Consider the following 20,157-nt stretch of genomic DNA (forward strand, 5'->3'; position numbering starts at 1 on the left):
GTGGCGCCAAACCAAGTCGTCGAGTCATTCATGAAGGAACACCTTGTCCCCGAACATGAAGCACACCAAGCCCACGAGCATCACGCCCAGCCCGGCGAGCTTCCACCAGTACACCGGCCGCTGCGCCATCTGCAGCAGGCCGAAGCCATCGATGAACATGCCGGCGGTGAGCTGCCCGATGATGAACAGGAACATCGCGCTGGTGATGCCGATCTTGGGCGCCAGGTACACCGTGGTAAACACGAAGGCCGCGCCGATTGCGCCGCCCAGCCAGCGCCACCACGGCTGCTGCCCGATGTTGGCGGCCACGTTGTGCCAGTCGGCTTGTACCAGCGCCACCGCGCCCAGGCACAACGCGCCGATGGCAAACGAGAAGAAGGACGCCACCAGCGGCTGCCCGCCGAGGCCGGCACTCAGACGGCTGTTGAGGGCCGCCTGGATCGACAGGCCGGCGCCACCGGCCAGGGCCATGAGCAGATAGAGAAGGTTCACGGGGTTGCCTCTTTTTCGTTGTAGGGCGACGCATTACTGCGCCACGCCCTTGCCTGGGCCGCGGTAGCGCGACAGCCAGTAGCCGTAGGACACCGGCAGCACGCCAGCCGGCTTTTCCTCACCCAGCTCCACCGCGATCTGGTAGGCATAGTGCGGATTAGCCAGGTGCGCGCGGGCGATCAGCACCAGATCCATCCGGCCTTCGGCCACAGCCTGCTCGGCCATCTTCGGATTGTCGATGCACCAGCTCGCGGCCACCGGCATCTGCGTGTCCTGCTTGACACGTCCGGCGACCGGCACGAAGAAGCCCGGCCCCCACGGGGTTTTGCCGCTGATGGTGGAAAAGCCGATGCTGGCGTCGATCAAGTCCAGGCCGCCGTCGCGCATCTTGCGCACCAGCGCGACCGCCTCGGGATAGAAGCTGTCGTCATACCCGTCGTATTCGACCACGCCGAAGCGCGCGGTCAGTGGCAGATGCTCCGGCCACACCTCGCGCACGGCCTGCATCGTCTCCAGCAGGAAACGACCGCGGTTCTCCGCACTGCCACCGTACTGGTCGGTGCGCTGGTTGGCGATGGGCGAGAAGAAGCTTTGCGCGAGGTAGCCATGGGCGAAGTGCAGTTCCAGCCACTGGAAACCAGCGGCCAGCGCACGCTTGGCCGCCGCGGGCCATGCCGGCATAGTGGACATGGTGCCAGTCGTTCACGTAGCCCTCGTGGGCCTGGTACTGACACATCGGCGGGATCGCGATGCGGTTGCGAAGGGTGACGTCCTTCAGTTTGAACGACGTGAACAGTGCGGACATGACGTACCTCGATAGTTCTGGATGGATAAAAACAGCTTGGCCCACGAACCGGCGAGCAGTCGTGGACGATGGCCTCTTAACAGAAAGAATCCCCGCAAGTGTAGGCGTATACGACCGATGTTTGATCTAATGAACCTTTATCACTTTGATAAGATTCAATCAGCGGCGGCGCGAGACGGCCTGAGCGATCGGTATCGAGAAACGGCCCGGCGACAAAAAAAGCCCCTCGCTGCGCCTTCGGCTTGCTGTCCCCCAAGGGGACGCTTTTTGTCTTGGGAGCGGCCCGGCGACAAAAAAGGCCGACGTGTTTGATTGCACGTCGGCCTTTTCTGTTTAGGCGCTGTGTTTAGGTTGCGATGAGATGGCCAAATATGTTTGCCCGCACGCGGCCGTATCAGCCCCCATGCCGCGCCCAAAAATCTGCAGGCGTGACGATAGGATAACGATCAGCCAACGCCAACAAATCCTTGTCACCAGTAATCAGATATTGGGCTTTTGCCGCCAACAGTGTCAGCAATACGGGCTGGTCGGCTTGATCTTGCAGGGAGTCGTCCGGCAGCCCCGATGGTTCAACAATATCCGCCTGAAACATCAAGCTATCAGCCAAGTCGCGGATTTCTGTGGAAGACATCTGCAATCTTGGCAACCGCGGGAGAACCCGCACTAACTCGTCCAAAATGTAGTGCGACAGTGACACGTTAAGCCCACCTTGACGCCACGCAGACACAATCCGGCCAGGTACGCTGCCTGGATAAGCAAGCCCTGAAACCAACACGTTTGTGTCGAGCACCACGTGCAGCCCAGACATCAGCGCCCCTTTCGCTCTGCCGCGATGGCAGCCTCAATCTCAGCCATGCCCTCTTCTTCTGGTAACCCGGCATAGCTATCGCTGATGCGGCGGCTCAAGGCGTCGAAACGCTCTTGCATACGCCGGATGCGAGCAAACAGCTCAGCATCAACCAGGGCAGCGACAGGCTTGCCGTCTTTATTGATGACGATGCTGTCGTTGCGGTATTGCACCTGGTTGATCATCTCACCCAGGTTCTGCCGGAAGTTCACGGCGCTGACTTCAGTGATCATGAATCGCCTCGTACCATAATAATTGATATGATCATTATGGTTGAAAAAACAGACAGTGTCCATGACTCAACCATCATCCTAGTGTTACTGACACCGGGAAAGGTTGTTGCCAGTCGTCACGGTCAGCACCGTCTTGCACACATTGCGCTCTTTAGCATCCACCTCACCCCACGCATCGGGGATAATGTCAGCCGCCGCCAGAATGGCGTTACCCGTTACGAAGGAATTTCATGAGCCAAGCCGCACGTACTTCCACCCATCCCATTCACGAACTGTTCCTGAATCGCTGGTCACCCCGCGCCTACTCGGGCGAAGCCTTGCCGCAAGAAACCTTGCTCAGCATTCTGGAGGCCGCACGTTGGGCGCCATCTGCATCCAATAACCAGCCCTGGCGTTTTTTGTATGCCCATCGTGACACCCCCGCCTGGGAAACCTTTATGAACGTGCTGATCCCGTTCAACCAAGGATGGGTCAAGAATGCCGGTGCTCTGGTGATCGTGCTGTCGAAAACCATCTCCCTGCCCCCCGGCGCCGAAGAAGCACGCCCCAATCCATCGCATTCGCTGGATACCGGCGCCGCCTGGGCCAACCTGGCACTGCAGGCTCAGTTGCTGGGCTGGGACGCCCACGGCATGACCGGCATGGATAAAGACGCGGCTCGCAAAGCCCTGAACGTGCCCGATGACTACGCCGTTGAAATGGCCATCGCCATTGGCAAGCGCACAGATCCCTCCATCTTGCCCGACGGCCTGCGCGAACGCGAAAAACCCAGCGACCGCATGCCCCTGGCTTCTTTGGTGGCAGAAGGCGGGTTCAAAGACACGCTGGCTTGATACGAGCTAGCCACCGTGCCCAAGCGTGGCCGCTCCTCACTTCTATCCGAGAGCGGCCACCTTATCTACGTTCTGCATGGCGTGACCACGCACGATTTGCTCAAGCAAAGTAGGGTCTTTATGCTCTATGGCGCTGATGATTTTCTGGTGCTCTAGCCCTACGATTTCTAGCTCGTCGCTACTCTCGTAGTAACGACGAAAATAGGGCAACAGCATGACACGCATACGTTCGGTCTGCTTGAGCAACATGGGTCTTCGACTTAGCGACGTCAGGTAGTTATGAAATGCATCGTGTCGAGCCATCCAATCAGCTAACGAGTGCGCCGCGCCTTCGGCCATTTTGCTACGCAAATGATTCAACTCTTCGAACTCTAGAGGGCCGACATTAGGCAAAGCCAATCTGGCGGCCAGCCCTTCTAAGGCCGCCCGCATTTCAATTAGCTCAGTCACTTGCGACGGGCTATACCTCGCGACAATAGCACCACGATTCGCAATGATGCTCACTGCACCATCCCCCTCCAAGCTACGCAGTGCATCTCGGACCGGCATTCTACTGACGCCCAGGGCTTCAGCCACCGCCTCGGACGGCACACGCATACCTGGCTGCAGTTCTCCAGAGAGTATGCGGTTGAGAATGAACTGATAGGCTTGCTCTACCGGAGGCAAGGTCTTGTCGATGGGGTTTTGCGAATAGGTGAACATAGGCATTAAAAGTAGTTCTTTGAGACAGAGGCCATCCTCTAGAAAGCTTTAATGTCTTTTGCGCATCGCCCAACCCGCATAACGACGCTCAAGCAAAGCAGTAATGCCATACATCACCACTCCCATGGCGGCTGTGACCAACAAAGCAGCAAAAACCAGAGGTACTTGGAACATGGCGCTGGCATTCATCATCAGATAACCAATGCCCACGTTAGAAGCCACCGTCTCTGATATGACCGCTCCTACAAAGGCCAGCGTAATAGCAACTTTCAGCGAAGCAAAAAAGTAAGGTAAAGAACGCGGCAAACCCACTTTGGTCAGAATGGCAATGCGCCCGGCCCCTAGCGACCGCAATACGTCGCGCAGCTCGGGCTCCATAGTGGCTATGCCAGTCGCAACGTTGACGGTGATGGGGAAGAAAGCCACCAGAAAAGCCGTGATGATGGCAGGCACCGTACCTATGCCAAACCACAACACAAGGATGGGCACCAAGGCAACCTTGGGTACCGAATTGAATCCCACTAATAATGGGTTCAGTGCGCGATACATGGCCGGTGAAGCACCCACCAGAATACCCAGTAGCAGCCCAAACCCAATCGCGACTGCAAACCCGCATACGGTGGTAAGTAAAGTATGTTGTGCGTTGAACCAGATGCCATCAATATGCTTGATCAACGCAGCTAAAGCATCCGTGGGTGCGGGAAGCACAAAGACCGGAATGGCGAACAAGCGGCAACTGATTTCCCATACCAAAAAGAAACCTAGTGTCGCCAGCCATGGGCTTAAACGGTAAAGCATCGTTGCAGTTTTCTTGCTCATAGCCCGGCCCCCCCAACAGCAAGCGTTTTACGCTGAATATGCGTGCGTAACTCGTGAACATAATCGGTAAATTGGGTGGTAAAACAAAGCTCTGGCGTGCGCGGACGAGGCAAGTCTATATGACTAGTGTGGACAACATAGCCTGGTCGTTCTGAAATAACGTGGACACTATCAGCCAAATAAACCGCTTCAGGAAGGTCATGGGTTACCAACATGGCTGTAAACCCTCGATCTAGCCACAACTGCTGCAGAATGTCCCAAAGCTCTTCTCGGGTAAAGGCATCCAGGGCACCGAAAGGCTCATCTAGTAAGAGAATCTCAGGTTCGTGAACCAAGGCGCGACACAAGGATACTCGTTGCTGCATACCACCGGAAAGCTCCCAACCGTAAAGATCTTCTGCCCCGCTTAAGCCAACCCTAGCCAGCAATGCTCGGGCTCGCTCCACAAAGCGGGCTTTGTCGCGACGAAAATCACGACGATAGGGTTCTACTACCTCTAGAGGTAGTAGAACGTTCTCAAGCGCCGTACGCCACGGTAACAATGCCGAGTTCTGAAACGCCATCCCCACGGTTTTCAGAGGCTGATTGACTTGCTTGCCGTCTATACAGACCTTTCCTGAGCTACAGGGGGTCAAGCCCGACAACAAGCGCATCAATGTTGATTTGCCACAGCCAGAGGGCCCCACCACGGCGGTGAACTCTCCGCGTGAGATATTCAACGATAGGCGCTTAAGAGCTTCGACGCCTTCGCCGGACTCGCCATACCGAAGACTCACGTCGTTCAAATGGATAAACGGAGCCGAAACAGGGTCGGAAGGAGTGGCGGACTGATTCTTGCTCATGAATGAGTGCCCCATCTTTTATGGCGTGCTAGAAGCGGGACCCGTTGGGGGTAACTGCAACTCAGCGCGATCAGGCAAATATTCTGTAGTGTAGATATCAGCAGCCTTGGTGCTTGGATCGACCCCGAACACCGGCCCGACTTGGTCAATTGACCGTTGTATGCGTTCTGGGCTGACCGAGCTGATGCCGTTCTTCTGTACATTCGGGGTCAACATGCGGTAATCCAGAGACATCTTCAACCGTGCCAGTTCGATATCTGCATTAGCCATTGGGTCACGCTTGCGGATGGAAGCCACCGCCAGTTGAGGATCTGCCACCATCTTTTTATAGCCATGCACAGCGCCTCGCAGAAAGCGGCGCACGACATCAGGATTGGATTGCACATATTCAGGCCGAGCCACTACGACATGCCCCACCAACTCGACACCGTAATCCGAATACGCCATGAACTGAATGTCATCACGTTTCATGCCTATGGCATCGATAGCCATGCTGATGGTAGTTAAGTGCCCAGTAATGGCATCGGCATCACCACGTCTGAGTATGGGCTCACGCAGCTCTATCGAAATATTGTTCCAGCTTATGGAGGACTCATCGATGTTGTTAGCCTGCGCAAACAAGGGAAACAACTGACGGCTGGCATCACCAGCCGGAGACGCTATGGTTTTGCCCTTTAACTCGGCGGGCGTCTTGATGCCCGTTGCGCTTAGGCTGGCGACCGCCAACGCTGAGCGATCGTCTACGGCCATGACTGCCATCAGTTTATTGTCGGGGTTTTGGCTATTGAAACGCAGCATGGAGTAAAAGTCCGCCACGCCCATCTCGTAGGCGCCGCTGGCCACTTTGGCAACTGTGTCGCCAGAGCCAGCACCACGATCAACCTGCACGTTTAGGTCTAGCTCGGCATAGGTGCCATCGTCCGCCGGGATCGTGAACATGGAGTGCTGGCTTTGATAAGCCCAATCCAGAATGAACTTCACCCGATCAGCGGCATTCGCCAACGGTGCGACTACAAAGGTAGTCGCGAGCAACATACCCGCCATCCAGTTTTTACGTCTGAAAGCCATGGAACGACCCCTGTTAAGTAATGATGCCCACCTTGAAAGGGTGGGTTATGCCTATCAGTGGGCAGACGGTTGAATACCTAGCCCATTTCGTTACCTGCCGTGGCGTTCGTCCAGACCGCGCCAAAATTTGTAGTTTTATATTAACGTATCCAATTTGGATTGAACAAGAAAATCATCATCAAGGTTTACCCTTGCTATTATTCATTGATTATTAAGTAAATATTGTATTTATTGAAAACCAGAGACATAGACAAGAAAAACAAAAAACAGACTTATTGGATACGATTATTATTTTAGAATAATATATACAATCAAAAAGTGTGTATTTTCTTGTATCTATGTCGATCTAAGGCAGGCGACCACCTCATTTCAAGAAGCAGCCGCCCATCCAAAGGTTTCTAGACTCTAGGAACCGAAGCCGCCGCCCCCAGGCGTTTCGATCTCGAAGACATCGCCGGCCTGCAACGCCGCCTGATCGGCGTGCGCCAACTCTTGTACGCTGCCATCTTTACGAATCACTCGGGAGCGACCGGGCGCCCCCGCTTGCCCGCCTTGCAAACCAAAAGCCGGGTGTACCCAGCCATTGCACAAGGTTGCCAAGGTCATGTCTTCCAGGAAGCGCAAGGTGCGTACGCCGCCATTGCCGCCCTTCCAGCGGCCTTCGCCACCTGAACCTTTGCGGATTTCATAGCGTTCCAACCTGACCGGGAAGCGCAATTCCAATACCTCGGGGTCGGTGAGACGCGAGTTGGTCATATGGGTTTGAACCACCGAACAACCATCGAAACCGCCCACTTGCACACCCTTTTCGTCAAAGCGCGCACCGGCTCCCGAGCCGCCGGAGACGGTCTCGTAGTACTGATGGCGTTCGTTGCCGAAGGTGACGTTGTTCATGGTGGGCTGGCTGCTGCCCATGACGCCCATGGCGCCGTACAAGGCGTTAGTGACGCAGCTGGAAACTTCGACGTTACCGGCCACTACGGCAGCCGGGTATGAGGGATTCAGCATGCTGTCTGCCGGCACCTTCAGCTTGAGGGGGCGCAGACCACCGGCATTGATGGGGATGTCATCGTCGACCATAGTGCGGAACACATACAGCAAGGCTGCCATGGTGACCGCCAAGGGCGCGTTGAAGTTACTGTCTTGCTGGGCAGAGGTGCCCGTGAAGTCGATTTCGGCATTGCCGCTTTCATGGTCTACACGTAGTGCTACTTGAATGCGTGCGCCGTTGTCTAGCTTGACCTCGAAGCTACCGTCTTTTAGCGTGCGCACCACACGGCGCACGCAGGCTTCGGCATTGTCTTGTACATGGCGCATATAGGCCTGCACCACATCCAAGCCAAAGCTGTCGACCATATTCAGCAGCTCTTCACGACCTTTTTCATTCGCCGCGACTTGCGCGCGCAAGTCGGCCAGGTTCTGGTCTATATTGCGCGCCGGATAACGCGCCCCCGCCAACAAGGCACGCATCTCTGCTTCGCGCAGATGACCATCTTCAACCAACTTGAAGTTGGTGATCAACACACCTTCTTGGTCTATGTGGTGTGAATCCGGTGGCATGGAGCCCGGGGTAATGCCGCCGATGTCGGCATGGTGACCGCGCGAACCCACATAAAACAGGATGCGTGTACCCGCCTTATCAAAAACGGGAGTGATGACCGTAACGTCGGGCAGGTGCGTACCGCCTTCGTAAGGGTTGTTCAACACATAAACATCACCCGGCTTCAGGCTGTCGGCATTGGCGCGTATTACCGCTTGTACGCTGGCGCTCATGGAGCCCAAGTGCACAGGAATATGAGGGGCATTGGCCACCAACTCGCCCTGCTCATCGAAGACAGCGCAGGAGAAATCCAGGCGCTCTTTGATGTTGACCGAATGTGCGGTGTTCTGCAGCCTGTAGCCCATTTGCTCGGCAATGGACATGAACAGATTGTTGAAAATCTCGAGCATGACCGGGTCGGCCTGGGTGCCTACAGCCAGACGGGTAGGCCGAGGCAAATGGCGCTCTAGCACCAGTTCGCCCCCCGCTAGCACCTGCGCACGCCAACCGGCGTCGACCAGTGTGGTCGCATTCGCATCCGTAATCGTGGCGGGGCCGGCAATGCTGTGCCCTACCGCCAGATCATCACGATGAAAAAGGGGACAATCTACCCACGCGCCGTCCACATACATGCGCACATGGTCGGCAGCCTTGGGCTGGGCATTGGTTTCTGCTGCCGGCGCCACATTGACCATGGCGCGGGTTTCGCTGCCCAAAGCCTCTATGACAGCAGACTCTATGACCAAGGCCCGCTCGGGCATCAAGAAAGCAAAGCGCTGACGGTAAGCTTGCTCGAAGCTGCTTAGCATGGCCTGCGCTTCGCCCAGCTCAACCGGCAACGCGGTATCGGTGCCTTCGTAGCGCAAATAAAGCTTGCGCACCACCTGTATGTCTTGCTGCGCAAAGCCTTGCTCCCGCAACTCTTGCGTGGCCGATTCCGCCAAACTTTCCAGCACCTCGCGAGCATGAGCCTCGCCTTCCGGCGTCCAACGCTGCTCGATAGAACGTTCGCGCATGGCAGTGGTGGCAGCCATGCCCATACCATAGGCGGAGAGCACCCCCGCCAGCGGATGAATCAGCACGCGCGGCATGGCCAAGGCGTCTGCGACCTGGCAGGCGTGTTGTCCACCCGCACCGCCGAAAGTCGTCAGGGTGTAGCGGGTCACGTCGTAACCGCGCTGCACGGAAATCTGTTTGATAGCATTGGCCATGTTGATCACGGCAATGTCCAGGAAGCCTTGCGCCAGCTGCTCGGGCGACCACGTTTGGCCTGTGCTGTCGCTGACCTGCAAAGCCAACTGCGTGAACTTGTCGCGTACGACTTCTACGTCCAGGGGCTGGTCGGCATTCGGCCCAAATACAGACGGGAAGTGATGGACTTGCAGGCGGCCCAACATCAAGTTGGCATCGGTCACCGTTAAGGGCCCACCACGCCGGTAGCACGCCGGCCCGGGGTTGGCCCCCGCCGACTCGGGCCCCACGCGTAAGCGTGCGCCGTCAAAAGACAGTATTGAGCCTCCCCCAGCCGCCACGGTATGAATGCTCATCATGGGCGCTCGCAAGCGCACCCCCGCAACCACGGTGTCGAACACCCGTTCGTAATCACCGGCATAGTGAGAAACGTCGGTTGAGGTGCCCCCCATGTCGAAGCCGATGACGCGTTGAATGTCTACGTCGGACGACACCCCAGCCATACCGACAATGCCGCCGGCTGGGCCCGATAGGATAGAGTCTTTGCCTTGGAAGGTCTGAGCATCGGTCAGGCCGCCATTGGACTGCATGAACTGCAAGCGAACGCCGGGCAGCGCCTGCATGACGCGATCGACATAGCGGCGCAGAACGGGGGACAGGTAGGCGTCGACAACAGTGGTGTCGCCACGCGCCACAAACCGAATCAAACGAGACACCTCGTGCGACACTGACACTTGGGTAAAGCCTGCCTCACGCGCCAGCTGACCCAACCTGGCTTCGTGCACCCCGTTGCGATAACCGTGCATCAACACGATAGCTACGCAGGCATAGCCTTGTTCGCGTGCGGCTTTCAAACCTTTACGTGCGGCTTCTTCATTCAAGGCCGCAATAACATTGCCATCGGCGTCCAGGCGTTCGTCGACTTCCAGCACCGACTCATGCAAGAGTTCGGGCAGGCGGATTTCACGATCGAACAAGCGCGGGCGGTTTTGATAAGCAATACGCAAGGCATCGCGAAAACCACGCGTCACCACTAGCAGCACACGTTCACCCTTGCGCTCCAGCAGGGCGTTGGTGGCAACCGTGGTGCCCATTTTTACCGCTTCGATACGATCGGTGGGGATGGCTTCCCCGGGCGCTACCTCTAGCAATCGCCGTATGCCTTCGACAGCGGCATCCTCGTACTGCTCGGGGTTTTCCGAAAGCAGCTTGGCAGTGGTCAATGTGCCGTCGGGGCGTCGCGCCACGATGTCGGTAAAGGTACCACCACGATCAATCCAGAACTGCCAACGACCGCCCAGCGCCGCTGTCGTCACCGACTCACTCGTCATCGCCATCACCCTCTACCAGCCTTTCTTTGACAGGCGCAATTTCGGAAACCAGATCGCGCATGCGCGCCTTATTCGCTAAGGGCGCCACTTCGTATTGCCCGCCGGGCTGTATATGCGCCATGCAGGCATAAACGACTTTGCCGTCCAGCAGCATCATGCACTCTTTACAGGCATTGGCGTTGATGCACGAATAGCGAAAAGCCAGGCTGTCATCCAGGTGTTCACGCACCCACCGCAGGCCGTCCAACAATGAAGCCGCCGCATCGGGGGGCAGCTCATAGCGTTCAACCTGAGTGGGCCCATCACCCACGCCACGCTTGACGTTCAGAACAACTGTCTTGCCAGAGTCGCTTGCATTCATTTCAGTTCTCGCTTGCTGCCGCATCGGCAACAGATAGATCGACGGCGGGTTCCAAACGCTGTACGGGCAACTGCTCCAGCTGCCAGGCTTGCGCGTTCAGGGCCAAAGACTGGTTCACCTCCCAGCCATCGCCCAGATAGGGATAATCCAGGCGCTGATGCGCGCCGCGGCTTTCGCGGCGCGACAAGGCAGCGCGCGTTACCGCTTCGGCCACCAGCAGCATATTGCGCAGGTCCAGTGCGTCCAGGCGCACCAAATCTTGCACGCCACCGCCAGGCAAGCCTTCGCCCAATTCGTCGCGCAGAACAGCCAGCTCTTTCAAGGCGCGCTCCAGGCTTTCTTCGGTACGGAAAGGGCCGACATCGGCCTGCATCAGGCATTGCAAACGGGCAATCAGGGCCGCAACATTCAGACCTGGGCGGTTGGAAGGCGTATTCAATTGCGCCAATGCATCGGCGGCCAGTTCACGTGCACGCTCGGCCGTCACCGGCTCAGCTTGTGCCGCCCAGGCAGCTGCGCTGTGCCCAGCCTGGAAGCCGAAGGTAATGGCTTCGGTGATGGCATTGCCGGACAAACGGTTGGCGCCATTGGCGCCGCCCACGGCTTCGCCTGCGGCGTAAAGCCCTGGTACGTCAGTCGACATATCGAGTTCGACCCTTATGCCACCCATGTGATAGTGCGCAATGGGCGCGACTTCTATGGGTGCTTTGGTCAGGTCTATGCCCTGAGCCGCCAATTTTTTGATGATGGGGCCGAAGGCTTTTTTCAGGGTTTCTTCGGGCACGTGCTGGAAGCTAAGATAAGCCCCGCCCGCTGGCGTGCCGCGCCCCGCCTCTACCTCTTTCAAGATGGCATAAGTGGCAGCGTCACGCGTGACGGTGTAGCCTTCTTTTTCAGCCGCATGGCCATATTTTTCAACGAACTCTTCGCCCAGGCCGTTTAGCAGACGCCCGCCCAATTTGTAGCGGAAAGGGTCCCACATAATGGGGTCGAAACCTACCAAACGCGGGGCCAGATGGCCGATAGGGAAGAACTGCACGAACTCCATATCTATCAGTCGTGCACCGGCGCGCAAGGCCAGAGCATAACCATCGCCGCCCATATTCAACGAGGCGCTATTGCGGCGGTAAAGACGGGTCAACCCACCAGTGGCAATGATGACGGCAGGCGCACGCAAGACGACAGGTTCGCCGGTAGCCAGACTAAGCGCCGCCGCACCAACCACTCGACCGTTTTCGCGCAGCAAATCCAGAATCAACATGTCGCCCAAACGCCGCACCAGCGGCTCTTGCGCCACTTGCGTACGCAAGGTCTTTGCCACTGCCGGCCCGGTGTTCAAGTAATCGACATAAACGCAGCGAGGCCTGTCATGGCCCGGCGCCTGCACTTGGCTGAGATGGCCGTCCACGCTGGCCCAGCCTACATTCCAATTTTGTAATTGACGTATGGCGTCTACGCCGGATTCACAGACCAAGCGAGCCAAAGGTTCGCTGCATAGACCGCGCCCCGCTTTAAGCGTGTCGACATAGTGGTGGCGCCAGTCGTCGGGCACTTGCTCGCCCAGCGCCGCAGCCACTGTCATCTGCGCCATGATGGTTGCACCGCCGCGCCCGATCAGGCTGCGGTCGGCCAAGATCACCCGGCTGCCGTCCTGGGACGCCGTCAGCGCGGCGCTCATGCCTGCACCGCCCGCACCGATAACGAGGACGTCGGTTTCCAGCTCTACTACATTGTCCACACTCATGCGGCCCCCAGATAAGCTTTTTGTACGGCGGGGTCGGCGGCCAGATCGGCGGCAGCCCCTTGAATAATGATATGGCCATGCTGCAGCACGTAGGCGCGATCGGCCAGCTCTAGCGCTATGCGTGCGTTTTGCTCGACCAGCAGAATTGTCTGGCCCGCTGCTTTCCAGCGAAACAACACGTCATACACAAGGTCGACATAACGCGGCGACAAGCCCATGGAGGGCTCATCTATGCAAATCAAACGCCCTCGGCGTAGCCAGGCGCGGCCCAAGGCCAGCATCTGCTGCTCTCCGCCCGACAAGGTGCCTGCGGCTTGGCGCCGGCGCTCACCCAGACGAGGAAAGGTCTGGAAGACTTCTTCCAAATCCCGTGCAATGCCCTGCTTGTCTTTACGACGCGGGTAAGCCCCCATCAACAGGTTTTCCTGCACAGACATTTCGGGGAAAACACGCCGCCCTTCGGGCACGCTGGCCACACCGCGCTCGATGACGTCGGGCGAACTCAAACCATCTATGCGCTCACCATCCATGGTAACGCTGCCGTGAGTCGGCTTGACCAAGCCCAAGACGGTCTTGATGGTCGTGGATTTTCCCGAGGCGTTACCGCCAAGTACCGAGACGACCTCACCCTGCTCTACATGCAGATTAATTCGGAACAGCGCCTGAACGGCCCCGTAATGGACGTCTATCTCGTCCAGTTTCAAAAAGGGTTGGGCTTGATCAACCAAGGTGTGCATCCGATGAAACCGGCCGGGTACGTACACGGCCTAGATAGGCTTCGACGACCTCGGGATGGTCAAGCGCCTCATCCGGATCGCCTTCGGCCAGTATTTGCCCCTGATTCAACACAATGACCCGGTCGGCCACTTGGCGCACCAGCGACAGCTTATGCTCAACCACCAGAATGCCCAGTTGGGGATGCAGGCGCCGCAATTGCAGCAGCAACTCCGTCAACTCGGCTGTTTCGGTGGGGTTCATACCTGCCGCGGGTTCGTCTAGCAGCAAGTAGTCGGGTTGCCCTGCCAACACGCGAGCGATTTCAAGCCTGCGGCGATTGGCGTAGGACAGGGTATAGGCCGGCTGATGGCGGCGTGGCCACAGTCGTTCGCCAAAAAGCTGAAGAATATCTTGCACCACAGCTTCTTGGGCTTGCAGGCGGCGACGCCATGATGCCGTGCCCAGCAAAGAGGCAAACAGCTCGCTGAAAGGGTCTTTCAAGCGCCCACTGGCCCGCTCTTCAGCCAGTAGCCGTGCTTGCGTGCCCAACATCACGCTGTCCCATACCGTTAGGGCAGGAAACACCCTTGAGGTCTGGAAGCTGCGCCCGATACCCAAGCGCGCAATACGCTCGGGTGGTAGCTTGTCGATGCGGCGATCCTCCAGCCAGATACGGCCACTGGTAAGGCTCGCAACCCCGCTGATCAACTGGATAAGCGTGGACTTACCGGCGCCATTGGGGCCCACCAGCGCCAGGGTTTCACCCGGCGGCAGAGACAAACTAACGTCATCAACGGCTTTGACGCCATCGTAATGCCGCGAGACGTTCTCAAGGCGCAAGGCCTTTGTAGACGAATTCATCGCGCCCCCAGCAAACCATAAGGCCGCCAGCGCAAGGCCAGCAGCAAAACCACGCCGTAAGCAATCATGCGCCACTCGGCGAATGGGCGGAACAGCTCTGGCAACAGCGTAAGCGCAAAGCCAGCCAAGGCAGCACCTGTCAGGTTGCCCAGCCCACCCAGCACCGCCATGGTCAGCAAGAGCATGGACGCCTGCACATTGAAACTGTCGGGGCTGATGACGCTTTGCACATAGGCAAACAGGCCGCCCGCGGCCCCTGCCAAAGCACCCGATACGGCAAAGCCCATAAGCAGATAACGCCGCACAGGGATGCCCGCCGCATGCGCAGCCAAGCGATCTTCACGCATACCGCGCCAAACCCGGCCTACGCCGGAGCGCAGCAAACGTTGCGCCAGATACAGGCTGACGGCGGCGACCAAGGCAACGAGCCAGAACTTCTGGCTGATGCTGGCCAGCCTCAGGCCACCCAGCAAGTCGAACTGCGGGGCGGGTATGTTGAGAAAGCCCATGGGGCCGCGCGTGACGCTTAGCCAGGTCATGAAAATCAGAAAGCCGATCTGCCCTATGGCCAAAGTACCCAATGCTGCGGTATGACCAGACAGCTTGTACAAAGGCAAGGCGGCTACTGCGGCGACTGCTGCTGTCAGCAATACCGCAGCAGGCAAGGCAATCTCGGTGGGCAAACCGTAGGTGTGGCCCAAGACCGCTACGGTGTAGGCGCCCACACCGTAAAAGGCGGCATGGCCGATAGACAGCACCCCCATCACACCCGAGACCAGCGTGACGCTACTGGCCAGCATGGCGAAAATCATGGAATAGACCACCGCCTGCAATAGGTAGCTGCTGTTGCTAAGCAAAGGCACGATTGCCAGCACAGCGCCTGCCAGCAAAAAGCCCCACGCCGGCATATCGAACACACGGTGCGCCGCGCGTTGGCTGGAAGCCGAGGCCAACAAACTGGTGGTAGGCATACTGCCACCGGCCGCACCGGCACCACCCAGCGCGTCCAGACGCGAGTCGCCCAACAACCCCTGAGGTCGGAAGATCAGGAAGACAAGCAGCAACGAGAAGGCCACCAGGTCGCGATAGCCTTCACCGACGTAGGCGCTGGCCAGGGTTTCGATGACCCCTAGCAACAAGCCACCGACAACCGCCCCCGGAATACTGGTCAAGCCGCCCAACAGCGCTGCCGAGAAGCCTTTGAGCGAGAACGGCATGCCCATCTGCGGGAACACGCTCTCGAAATACAGGGCCACCAGAATACCGCTCAGTGCGCCCAAGGTGCCCGCCAAGCCAAAGGCCAAGCGGCGTACATTACCAGTACGCACACCCAACTGGGCGGCTGCGTCACGGTCTTGGGCGGTAGCGCGCACGGTGCGCCCCATCCACGAGTAACGCAGGAAACAGGTCAGCAGTATGGCCGCCATCGCCCCAAAGACAAAAATAACAATGTCTGTGGTGGTGATATAGGCCCCCCCTATGAAGAAGGTGTGATTCTCGAATGGAACAGGAAACGCCTGCCCCTCCGGCGACCAGATGATCTCGGCCAATTGGTCAACGATGATGCTGATGGCCAAGGTAGACAAGACCGGCGCAATATAAGGGCCGTTGGTCAAGGGCCGCAATGCCACGCCTTCCAGCACCATCCCCAGGAACGTGACGATGACGATGGCAAGCGCTGCTGCCACCACCAAAGGCAGCCCCACCGCGGTTATAAGGGTAAAAGTCAGAAAAGCGCCAAGCATGAACAAGGCGCCCTGAGCAAAGTTGATGAGATTGGAAACGCCAAAGACCAGGCTGAACCCTAATGCGATTAGGGCGTACACCTGGCCTATGGCCAAACCATTCAAGATTTGGCTGAAGAAAAGTTCTAGCACTTCAAAAGATCAAAAGAGTTGAAATTGGCCGTCGCGCACGATGATGAATGTGGGATCTTTGCGCACGTCGCCATTGGCATCATATTTGGTGACGCCGGTAACACCTTCGTAGGCAGGACCATTGATCAACTCTTCGCGCACAGCTTCGCCGGTAAGCGGCTTGCCGGACTGTATCACGCGGCGAATCGCTCCCACCCCTACAGCCGCGGCATCGTAAGCCAATGCCGAAAACTGGTCGGGCAGTTTGCCATACTTGTCTTGATAAGCCTTGGTAAAAGCTTGGCGCTTGGCTTCCGGGTCTTGAGCCGAGAATATAGTGTGCAGCACCGCGCCTTCAGCCGCTGGGCCCGCCAGTTCGATGAACTTGGGCGAAGTCAGCGGAATGCCACCGCCAACAGGCACGTCGATACCGGCCTGACGCAATTGGCGAATGAAAATCGACGCCTCTTGGTAAGGCAAGGCCATGAACACCCCTTCTGGGGCCAGCGACTTGATTTTGCTGATCAGCGGACGGAACTCGCGCGAGCCAGGCTGAACGCTTTCAAGTAACAGCACCTTGCCACCTTCTTTTTCAATGGCCTCGGCAGTGGCTTTGGCGGTATAGACGCCCCAGTCATCTTGAGAGTAAGGAATGACGACTGTTCTGGCACCCAGTTTTTTCTGGATGGTGTCAGCGTTGTACTGCGCCAGAATGTCGTCGGTGTTGTTCTGGCGGAAAACGTAATCGCTTTGTTTGCTGAAATCGGGGTGCGACGAGGTAGGGCTGATTTGGGGAATGTGTGCTTCGGACAGAATAGGCGCAGCCGCCATGGAAGCCGTGGTCGACCACGAACCGATTGCCAGCACCACACTGGGGGTACCAGCAATTTTACGTGCAACAGTAGCGGCTTCTTGAGGAGAATTGCGGTCGTCTTCGACGATCAGCGTGACCGGACGACCTTCGATGCCGCCTGCCGCCCGCACTTCGTCTAGATAAAGCTCGACAGCGTTCTTGAAGCTGGTGCCGTATTCGGCAAAATTGCCCGAAAGGTGAGAGAAAAACCCGATGGTGACAGGTTCGTCTTTGGCGGTTTGAGCCTGAGCGGAGAGGCTGAAAGGCAAGACGGCAGCCAGCGCGAAAGCACTAAGCAAGCGTTTCATGATTGAGTTCCTTGTTTGTAAGGGCGGTACACGCCTGAACTAATCGTCTGCCGAATGACAGCCCGCAGTTCTTTATAACCAGAATGCTAACCTGCGGGCTTACATATTACCAAATCCCTATAAGTAATAAGTTAATAAGACAGTAGTTTGCACACCTGATCAACGGTCAACACCTCGCCAAACAAGGACTGGATATTGTTAAGCGTCGCGTTATGCTCTTCGTCAGTAAGAGTGGCATTGGCATCGGCCAGAAACACCACTTGATAATTGCGTTGGGCGGCATCGCGCGCGGTGCTTTCAGAGCAACAGTTGGTCATGGTGCCCGAAACAATCACGGTATCTATGCCTTTTTCGCGCAGCAGCTTGTCTAGTTCGCAGGTGCCTGGCACGAAAGCGCTGAAACGCGTTTTATCGACGATAAGGTCTTGCTCGGACACATCCAGCTCGGGCCAAAGCTCGAAACCTTCATTGCCACGCGTAAACGCGCCACGCGAACCCTCTTTAGCCTCAGGGCTGGAAATCACGTCATACCAAAACGTCCAGTTCTGGGGCTCATGCTCGTCGTAGGTATAGCGCAAGAAGACGTTCAGGCCACCGGCCTCGCGCACAGCCTGACTGCAGCGGTTGATATTGCCGACGATCTCGCGCGCCATGGGGATCTCGACAGCCGCACCGGGCGCCAGAAAACCCACCTGCATATCGACGATCAAATGCGCACAACGGCGGGCTTCCAGTTTTTGAAGAATACGGTCGCGCCCACGATGCTGGCGGCTACGCTCAACGATTTTTGGTGAAAGCTGAATCTTATGCACGTCTGGTTCTCCTGTTGTGTTCGTCTTGCTAGACAGCGACCGCTAAGGGGTTTTGCGCATGCTGAGCGCCTGATCTGACGAGGCCGTAGGTGCGCGCCAAGCTTTGGGTAAAGGCAAGCGCATCAAGCGACCGAAGATGCCCTCGGGCATGACCACCACCGTCAAGATGAAGAAGGCGCCCAATGTCAGCAGCCAGTAAGGCCCCAAGGCCGTAGAGAGTACGCTCTCTACCGTGCGCACCAACAAGACGCCCAAGAAGGCTGCGAGCAACACGGCTCGGCCACCCACCGCCACCCAGATCAGGACTTCGGTGGAGAGCGCCGTACCGATGATCGCAGGAGACACAAAGCCAAACTGCGCCGTGAACAGGGCACCCGCATAGCCCGCCATGGCGCCGGAAATGGTAAAGGCCAGCACTTTGTAATCGATGGTGCGATAGCCAAACGACGCGGTACGCGTTTCGTTATTCCGTATGGCCGCCAAGGCCACGCCCAAGGGCGAGCGCTGAATGAACAGCACGATCAAGTAAATGACCAGGGCAGAACCAAGCACAAAGTAGAAGGTTTCATTCGCGCTGAGCATGTCATCGCCCGTGCGCCAGCTAGCCATCAGGGGCGGCACGCCCAACAAGCCGTCGAAGCCGCCGATAAAGTCTATGCGTTGGGCACATATCTCGACGATGAAGGCCGCACACAAAGTGACAATGGCAAAAAAGGCGCCGGACAAACCTTTACCCACGAAAAGCAACTTACCCAACACATAGGCCGCCAGCGCCGGCACCAAGGTGGCCAGCAGCATCCCCATAGCCTGAGAGCCGCCAAACCAGGTAAAGCGCTCCAGCGTGGTCAGGCCCATCATGTAGCCCCCCAGCCCGAAGAAAATCGCCTGCCCGAAGCACAAAATACCCACCTGTCCCCAAATGAAAGACAGGCTCATGGCCAGAATGCCGTAGGTGACATACTGGGCCATCTGACTGACGCTCCATTCATCGGCAAACAGTGGCACAACCATCAGCGCCACCCACACCGCCACGGTGAGCGTGACGCCCAGATATCGCTTGCTCATCTCAGCGCTTCCTTGAAATCAGGCCCTCGGGCCACAGGCGGATGACCACGATGGCCAGCACGAATACAGCAATCTGCGCGGTCACCTGAGTGCCCAACGAGGCAATCACGGTACTGGTGGTGCCGATAAGGCCCACGCCCAGCACCACGCCCAGCAAGTGGGAAATACCCCCCACCATGATGGAGAGGAAGGCGGGAATCAGAAAACCGCCGCCCATCTGCGGGTCTACGCTCATGATGGGCGCCATAACAGCGCCGGCAAAACCCGCCAAAGCCGCCCCGAAGGCGAAGGTCCAGCGATCCATGCGCCGTGTGTTCAGGCCCAGCGAAGCCGCCATGGCACGATTGGCGATGACGCCCCGCACCGCCAAGCCTAGATGGGTGCGATAAAACACCCAGAAAGTGGCAATACTGATGGCAAGCGCCATGCCCATGATGAACAGCCTGAAGGACGGGTACACCACGCCCAGCACATGCACGGGCTCGGGCAGAGGGTTCACGATGCTCTGCGAGGTAGGCCCGAATATGATGATGATCAGCTGCTTGAGGACAATGGAAATACCCCAGGTAGCCAAAATAGTGTCGATGAACCGATGGTAGACATGGCGGATCACGAATTGCTCTAGCAGCAGCCCCACCACCGCCAACATCGCCGGCGCCAGCAGCAAGGCCAGCCAATAAGGCAACTGCCATTGCTGAATGGCGACCACGCCATAAGCCCCCAGCAGAAAGAACTCGCCATGCGCCATATTGATGACGTTCATCAGGCCGAAAATAATGACCAACCCCAAGCTGACCAGCAATAGGCTTAATGAAAAACTCAGCGTGTCCAGCCCAAGTTCAATAGCAAAAGTCATACGTTTGCTCCAATGCGGGCG

19 protein-coding genes and 1 pseudogene are annotated in these 20,157 nt (G+C 57.6%); 2 read left to right on the forward strand and 18 right to left on the reverse strand.

The window, feature by feature from the left end:
• Nucleotides 1-24 precede the first annotated feature (24 nt).
• From H0484_RS07480 to H0484_RS07495, 4 genes and pseudogenes are all read right to left on the reverse strand, one after another.
• The gene (locus H0484_RS07480; protein WP_226953921.1) at nt 25-492 is read right to left on the reverse strand and encodes a DMT family transporter; all 468 of its coding nucleotides are present in this window, start codon (nt 490-492) and stop codon (nt 25-27) included.
• Between the two features lie 33 nt (nt 493-525).
• A pseudogene (locus H0484_RS07485) lies at nt 526-1,297 on the reverse strand (oxidoreductase).
• Between the two features lie 394 nt (nt 1,298-1,691).
• On the reverse strand, nt 1,692-2,105 hold the full coding sequence (locus H0484_RS07490) for a putative toxin-antitoxin system toxin component, PIN family (protein WP_226953922.1): 414 nt from the start codon (nt 2,103-2,105) through the stop codon (nt 1,692-1,694).
• Nucleotides 2,105-2,377: a type II toxin-antitoxin system Phd/YefM family antitoxin gene (locus H0484_RS07495; protein WP_226953923.1), complete on the reverse strand. Its 273-nt coding sequence runs from the start codon at nt 2,375-2,377 to the stop codon at nt 2,105-2,107. Before H0484_RS07495 ends, H0484_RS07490 begins: the two co-directional genes overlap by 1 nt.
• Nucleotides 2,378-2,404: 27 nt before the next feature.
• On the opposite strand from H0484_RS07495, the gene H0484_RS07500 reads away from it, so the two are divergent.
• Both H0484_RS07500 and H0484_RS07505 read left to right on the forward strand, forming a co-directional pair.
• Nucleotides 2,405-2,611, forward strand: coding sequence for a hypothetical protein (locus H0484_RS07500; protein ID WP_226953924.1), 207 nt, complete (start codon nt 2,405-2,407; stop codon nt 2,609-2,611).
• Nucleotides 2,608-3,210, forward strand: coding sequence for a nitroreductase family protein (locus H0484_RS07505; protein WP_226953925.1), 603 nt, complete (start codon nt 2,608-2,610; stop codon nt 3,208-3,210). The genes H0484_RS07500 and H0484_RS07505 overlap by 4 nt, the downstream gene beginning before the upstream one ends.
• A 42-nt stretch (nt 3,211-3,252) precedes the next feature.
• Here the strand turns inward: H0484_RS07505 and H0484_RS07510 are convergent, their stop codons facing one another.
• The 14 genes from H0484_RS07510 to H0484_RS07575 all read right to left on the reverse strand — a co-directional run bounded on the left by H0484_RS07510 (nt 3,253) and on the right by H0484_RS07575 (nt 20,136).
• Entirely contained in the window at nt 3,253-3,912 is a 660-nt protein-coding gene (locus tag H0484_RS07510) for a GntR family transcriptional regulator (protein WP_226953926.1), read from the reverse strand.
• 48 nt (nt 3,913-3,960) lie between these two features.
• On the reverse strand, nt 3,961-4,731 hold the full coding sequence (locus tag H0484_RS07515) for an ABC transporter permease (RefSeq protein ID WP_226953927.1): 771 nt from the start codon (nt 4,729-4,731) through the stop codon (nt 3,961-3,963).
• Entirely contained in the window at nt 4,728-5,573 is an 846-nt protein-coding gene (locus tag H0484_RS07520) for an ABC transporter ATP-binding protein (RefSeq protein WP_226953928.1), read from the reverse strand. The genes H0484_RS07515 and H0484_RS07520 overlap by 4 nt, the downstream gene beginning before the upstream one ends.
• Nucleotides 5,574-5,591: 18 nt before the next feature.
• Nucleotides 5,592-6,641 carry an ABC transporter substrate-binding protein gene (locus H0484_RS07525; RefSeq protein ID WP_226953929.1) on the reverse strand — a complete coding sequence of 350 codons (1,050 nt, stop codon included), beginning with the start codon at nt 6,639-6,641 and terminating at the stop codon, nt 5,592-5,594.
• A 405-nt stretch (nt 6,642-7,046) separates the two neighbouring features.
• On the reverse strand, nt 7,047-10,703 hold the full coding sequence (locus H0484_RS07530; protein ID WP_226953930.1) for a hydantoinase B/oxoprolinase family protein: 3,657 nt from the start codon (nt 10,701-10,703) through the stop codon (nt 7,047-7,049).
• Complete coding sequence (locus H0484_RS07535; protein WP_226953931.1) at nt 10,693-11,064, reverse strand: 2Fe-2S iron-sulfur cluster-binding protein; 372 nt, start codon at nt 11,062-11,064, stop codon at nt 10,693-10,695. The genes H0484_RS07530 and H0484_RS07535 overlap by 11 nt, the downstream gene beginning before the upstream one ends.
• A 1-nt stretch (nt 11,065) precedes the next feature.
• Nucleotides 11,066-12,808, reverse strand: coding sequence for an FAD-binding protein (locus tag H0484_RS07540; RefSeq protein ID WP_226953932.1), 1,743 nt, complete (start codon nt 12,806-12,808; stop codon nt 11,066-11,068).
• A complete protein-coding gene (locus tag H0484_RS07545; protein WP_390624823.1) occupies nt 12,805-13,536 on the reverse strand; it encodes an ABC transporter ATP-binding protein in 732 nt (243 codons plus the stop codon). Before H0484_RS07545 ends, H0484_RS07540 begins: the two co-directional genes overlap by 4 nt.
• Nucleotides 13,529-14,386, reverse strand: a complete 858-nt coding sequence (locus H0484_RS07550; RefSeq protein WP_226953934.1) for an ABC transporter ATP-binding protein — start codon at nt 14,384-14,386, stop codon at nt 13,529-13,531. Before H0484_RS07550 ends, H0484_RS07545 begins: the two co-directional genes overlap by 8 nt.
• On the reverse strand, nt 14,383-16,236 hold the full coding sequence (locus tag H0484_RS07555; RefSeq protein ID WP_255644625.1) for an ABC transporter permease: 1,854 nt from the start codon (nt 16,234-16,236) through the stop codon (nt 14,383-14,385). The genes H0484_RS07550 and H0484_RS07555 overlap by 4 nt, the downstream gene beginning before the upstream one ends.
• A 36-nt stretch (nt 16,237-16,272) precedes the next feature.
• On the reverse strand, nt 16,273-17,403 hold the full coding sequence (locus H0484_RS07560; protein WP_226953936.1) for an ABC transporter substrate-binding protein: 1,131 nt from the start codon (nt 17,401-17,403) through the stop codon (nt 16,273-16,275).
• 131 nt (nt 17,404-17,534) lie between these two features.
• Complete coding sequence (locus tag H0484_RS07565; RefSeq protein WP_226953937.1) at nt 17,535-18,215, reverse strand: cysteine hydrolase family protein; 681 nt, start codon at nt 18,213-18,215, stop codon at nt 17,535-17,537.
• Between the two features lie 42 nt (nt 18,216-18,257).
• The gene (locus H0484_RS07570; RefSeq protein ID WP_226953938.1) at nt 18,258-19,280 is read right to left on the reverse strand and encodes a branched-chain amino acid ABC transporter permease; all 1,023 of its coding nucleotides are present in this window, start codon (nt 19,278-19,280) and stop codon (nt 18,258-18,260) included.
• A gap of 1 nt (nt 19,281) precedes the next feature.
• Entirely contained in the window at nt 19,282-20,136 is an 855-nt protein-coding gene (locus tag H0484_RS07575) for an ABC transporter permease subunit (RefSeq protein ID WP_226953939.1), read from the reverse strand.
• Nucleotides 20,137-20,157 lie beyond the last annotated feature (21 nt).

Source organism: Mesopusillimonas faecipullorum, from assembly GCF_020539505.1.
Taxonomy (GTDB): Bacteria; Pseudomonadota; Gammaproteobacteria; order Burkholderiales; family Burkholderiaceae_B; genus Mesopusillimonas; species Mesopusillimonas faecipullorum.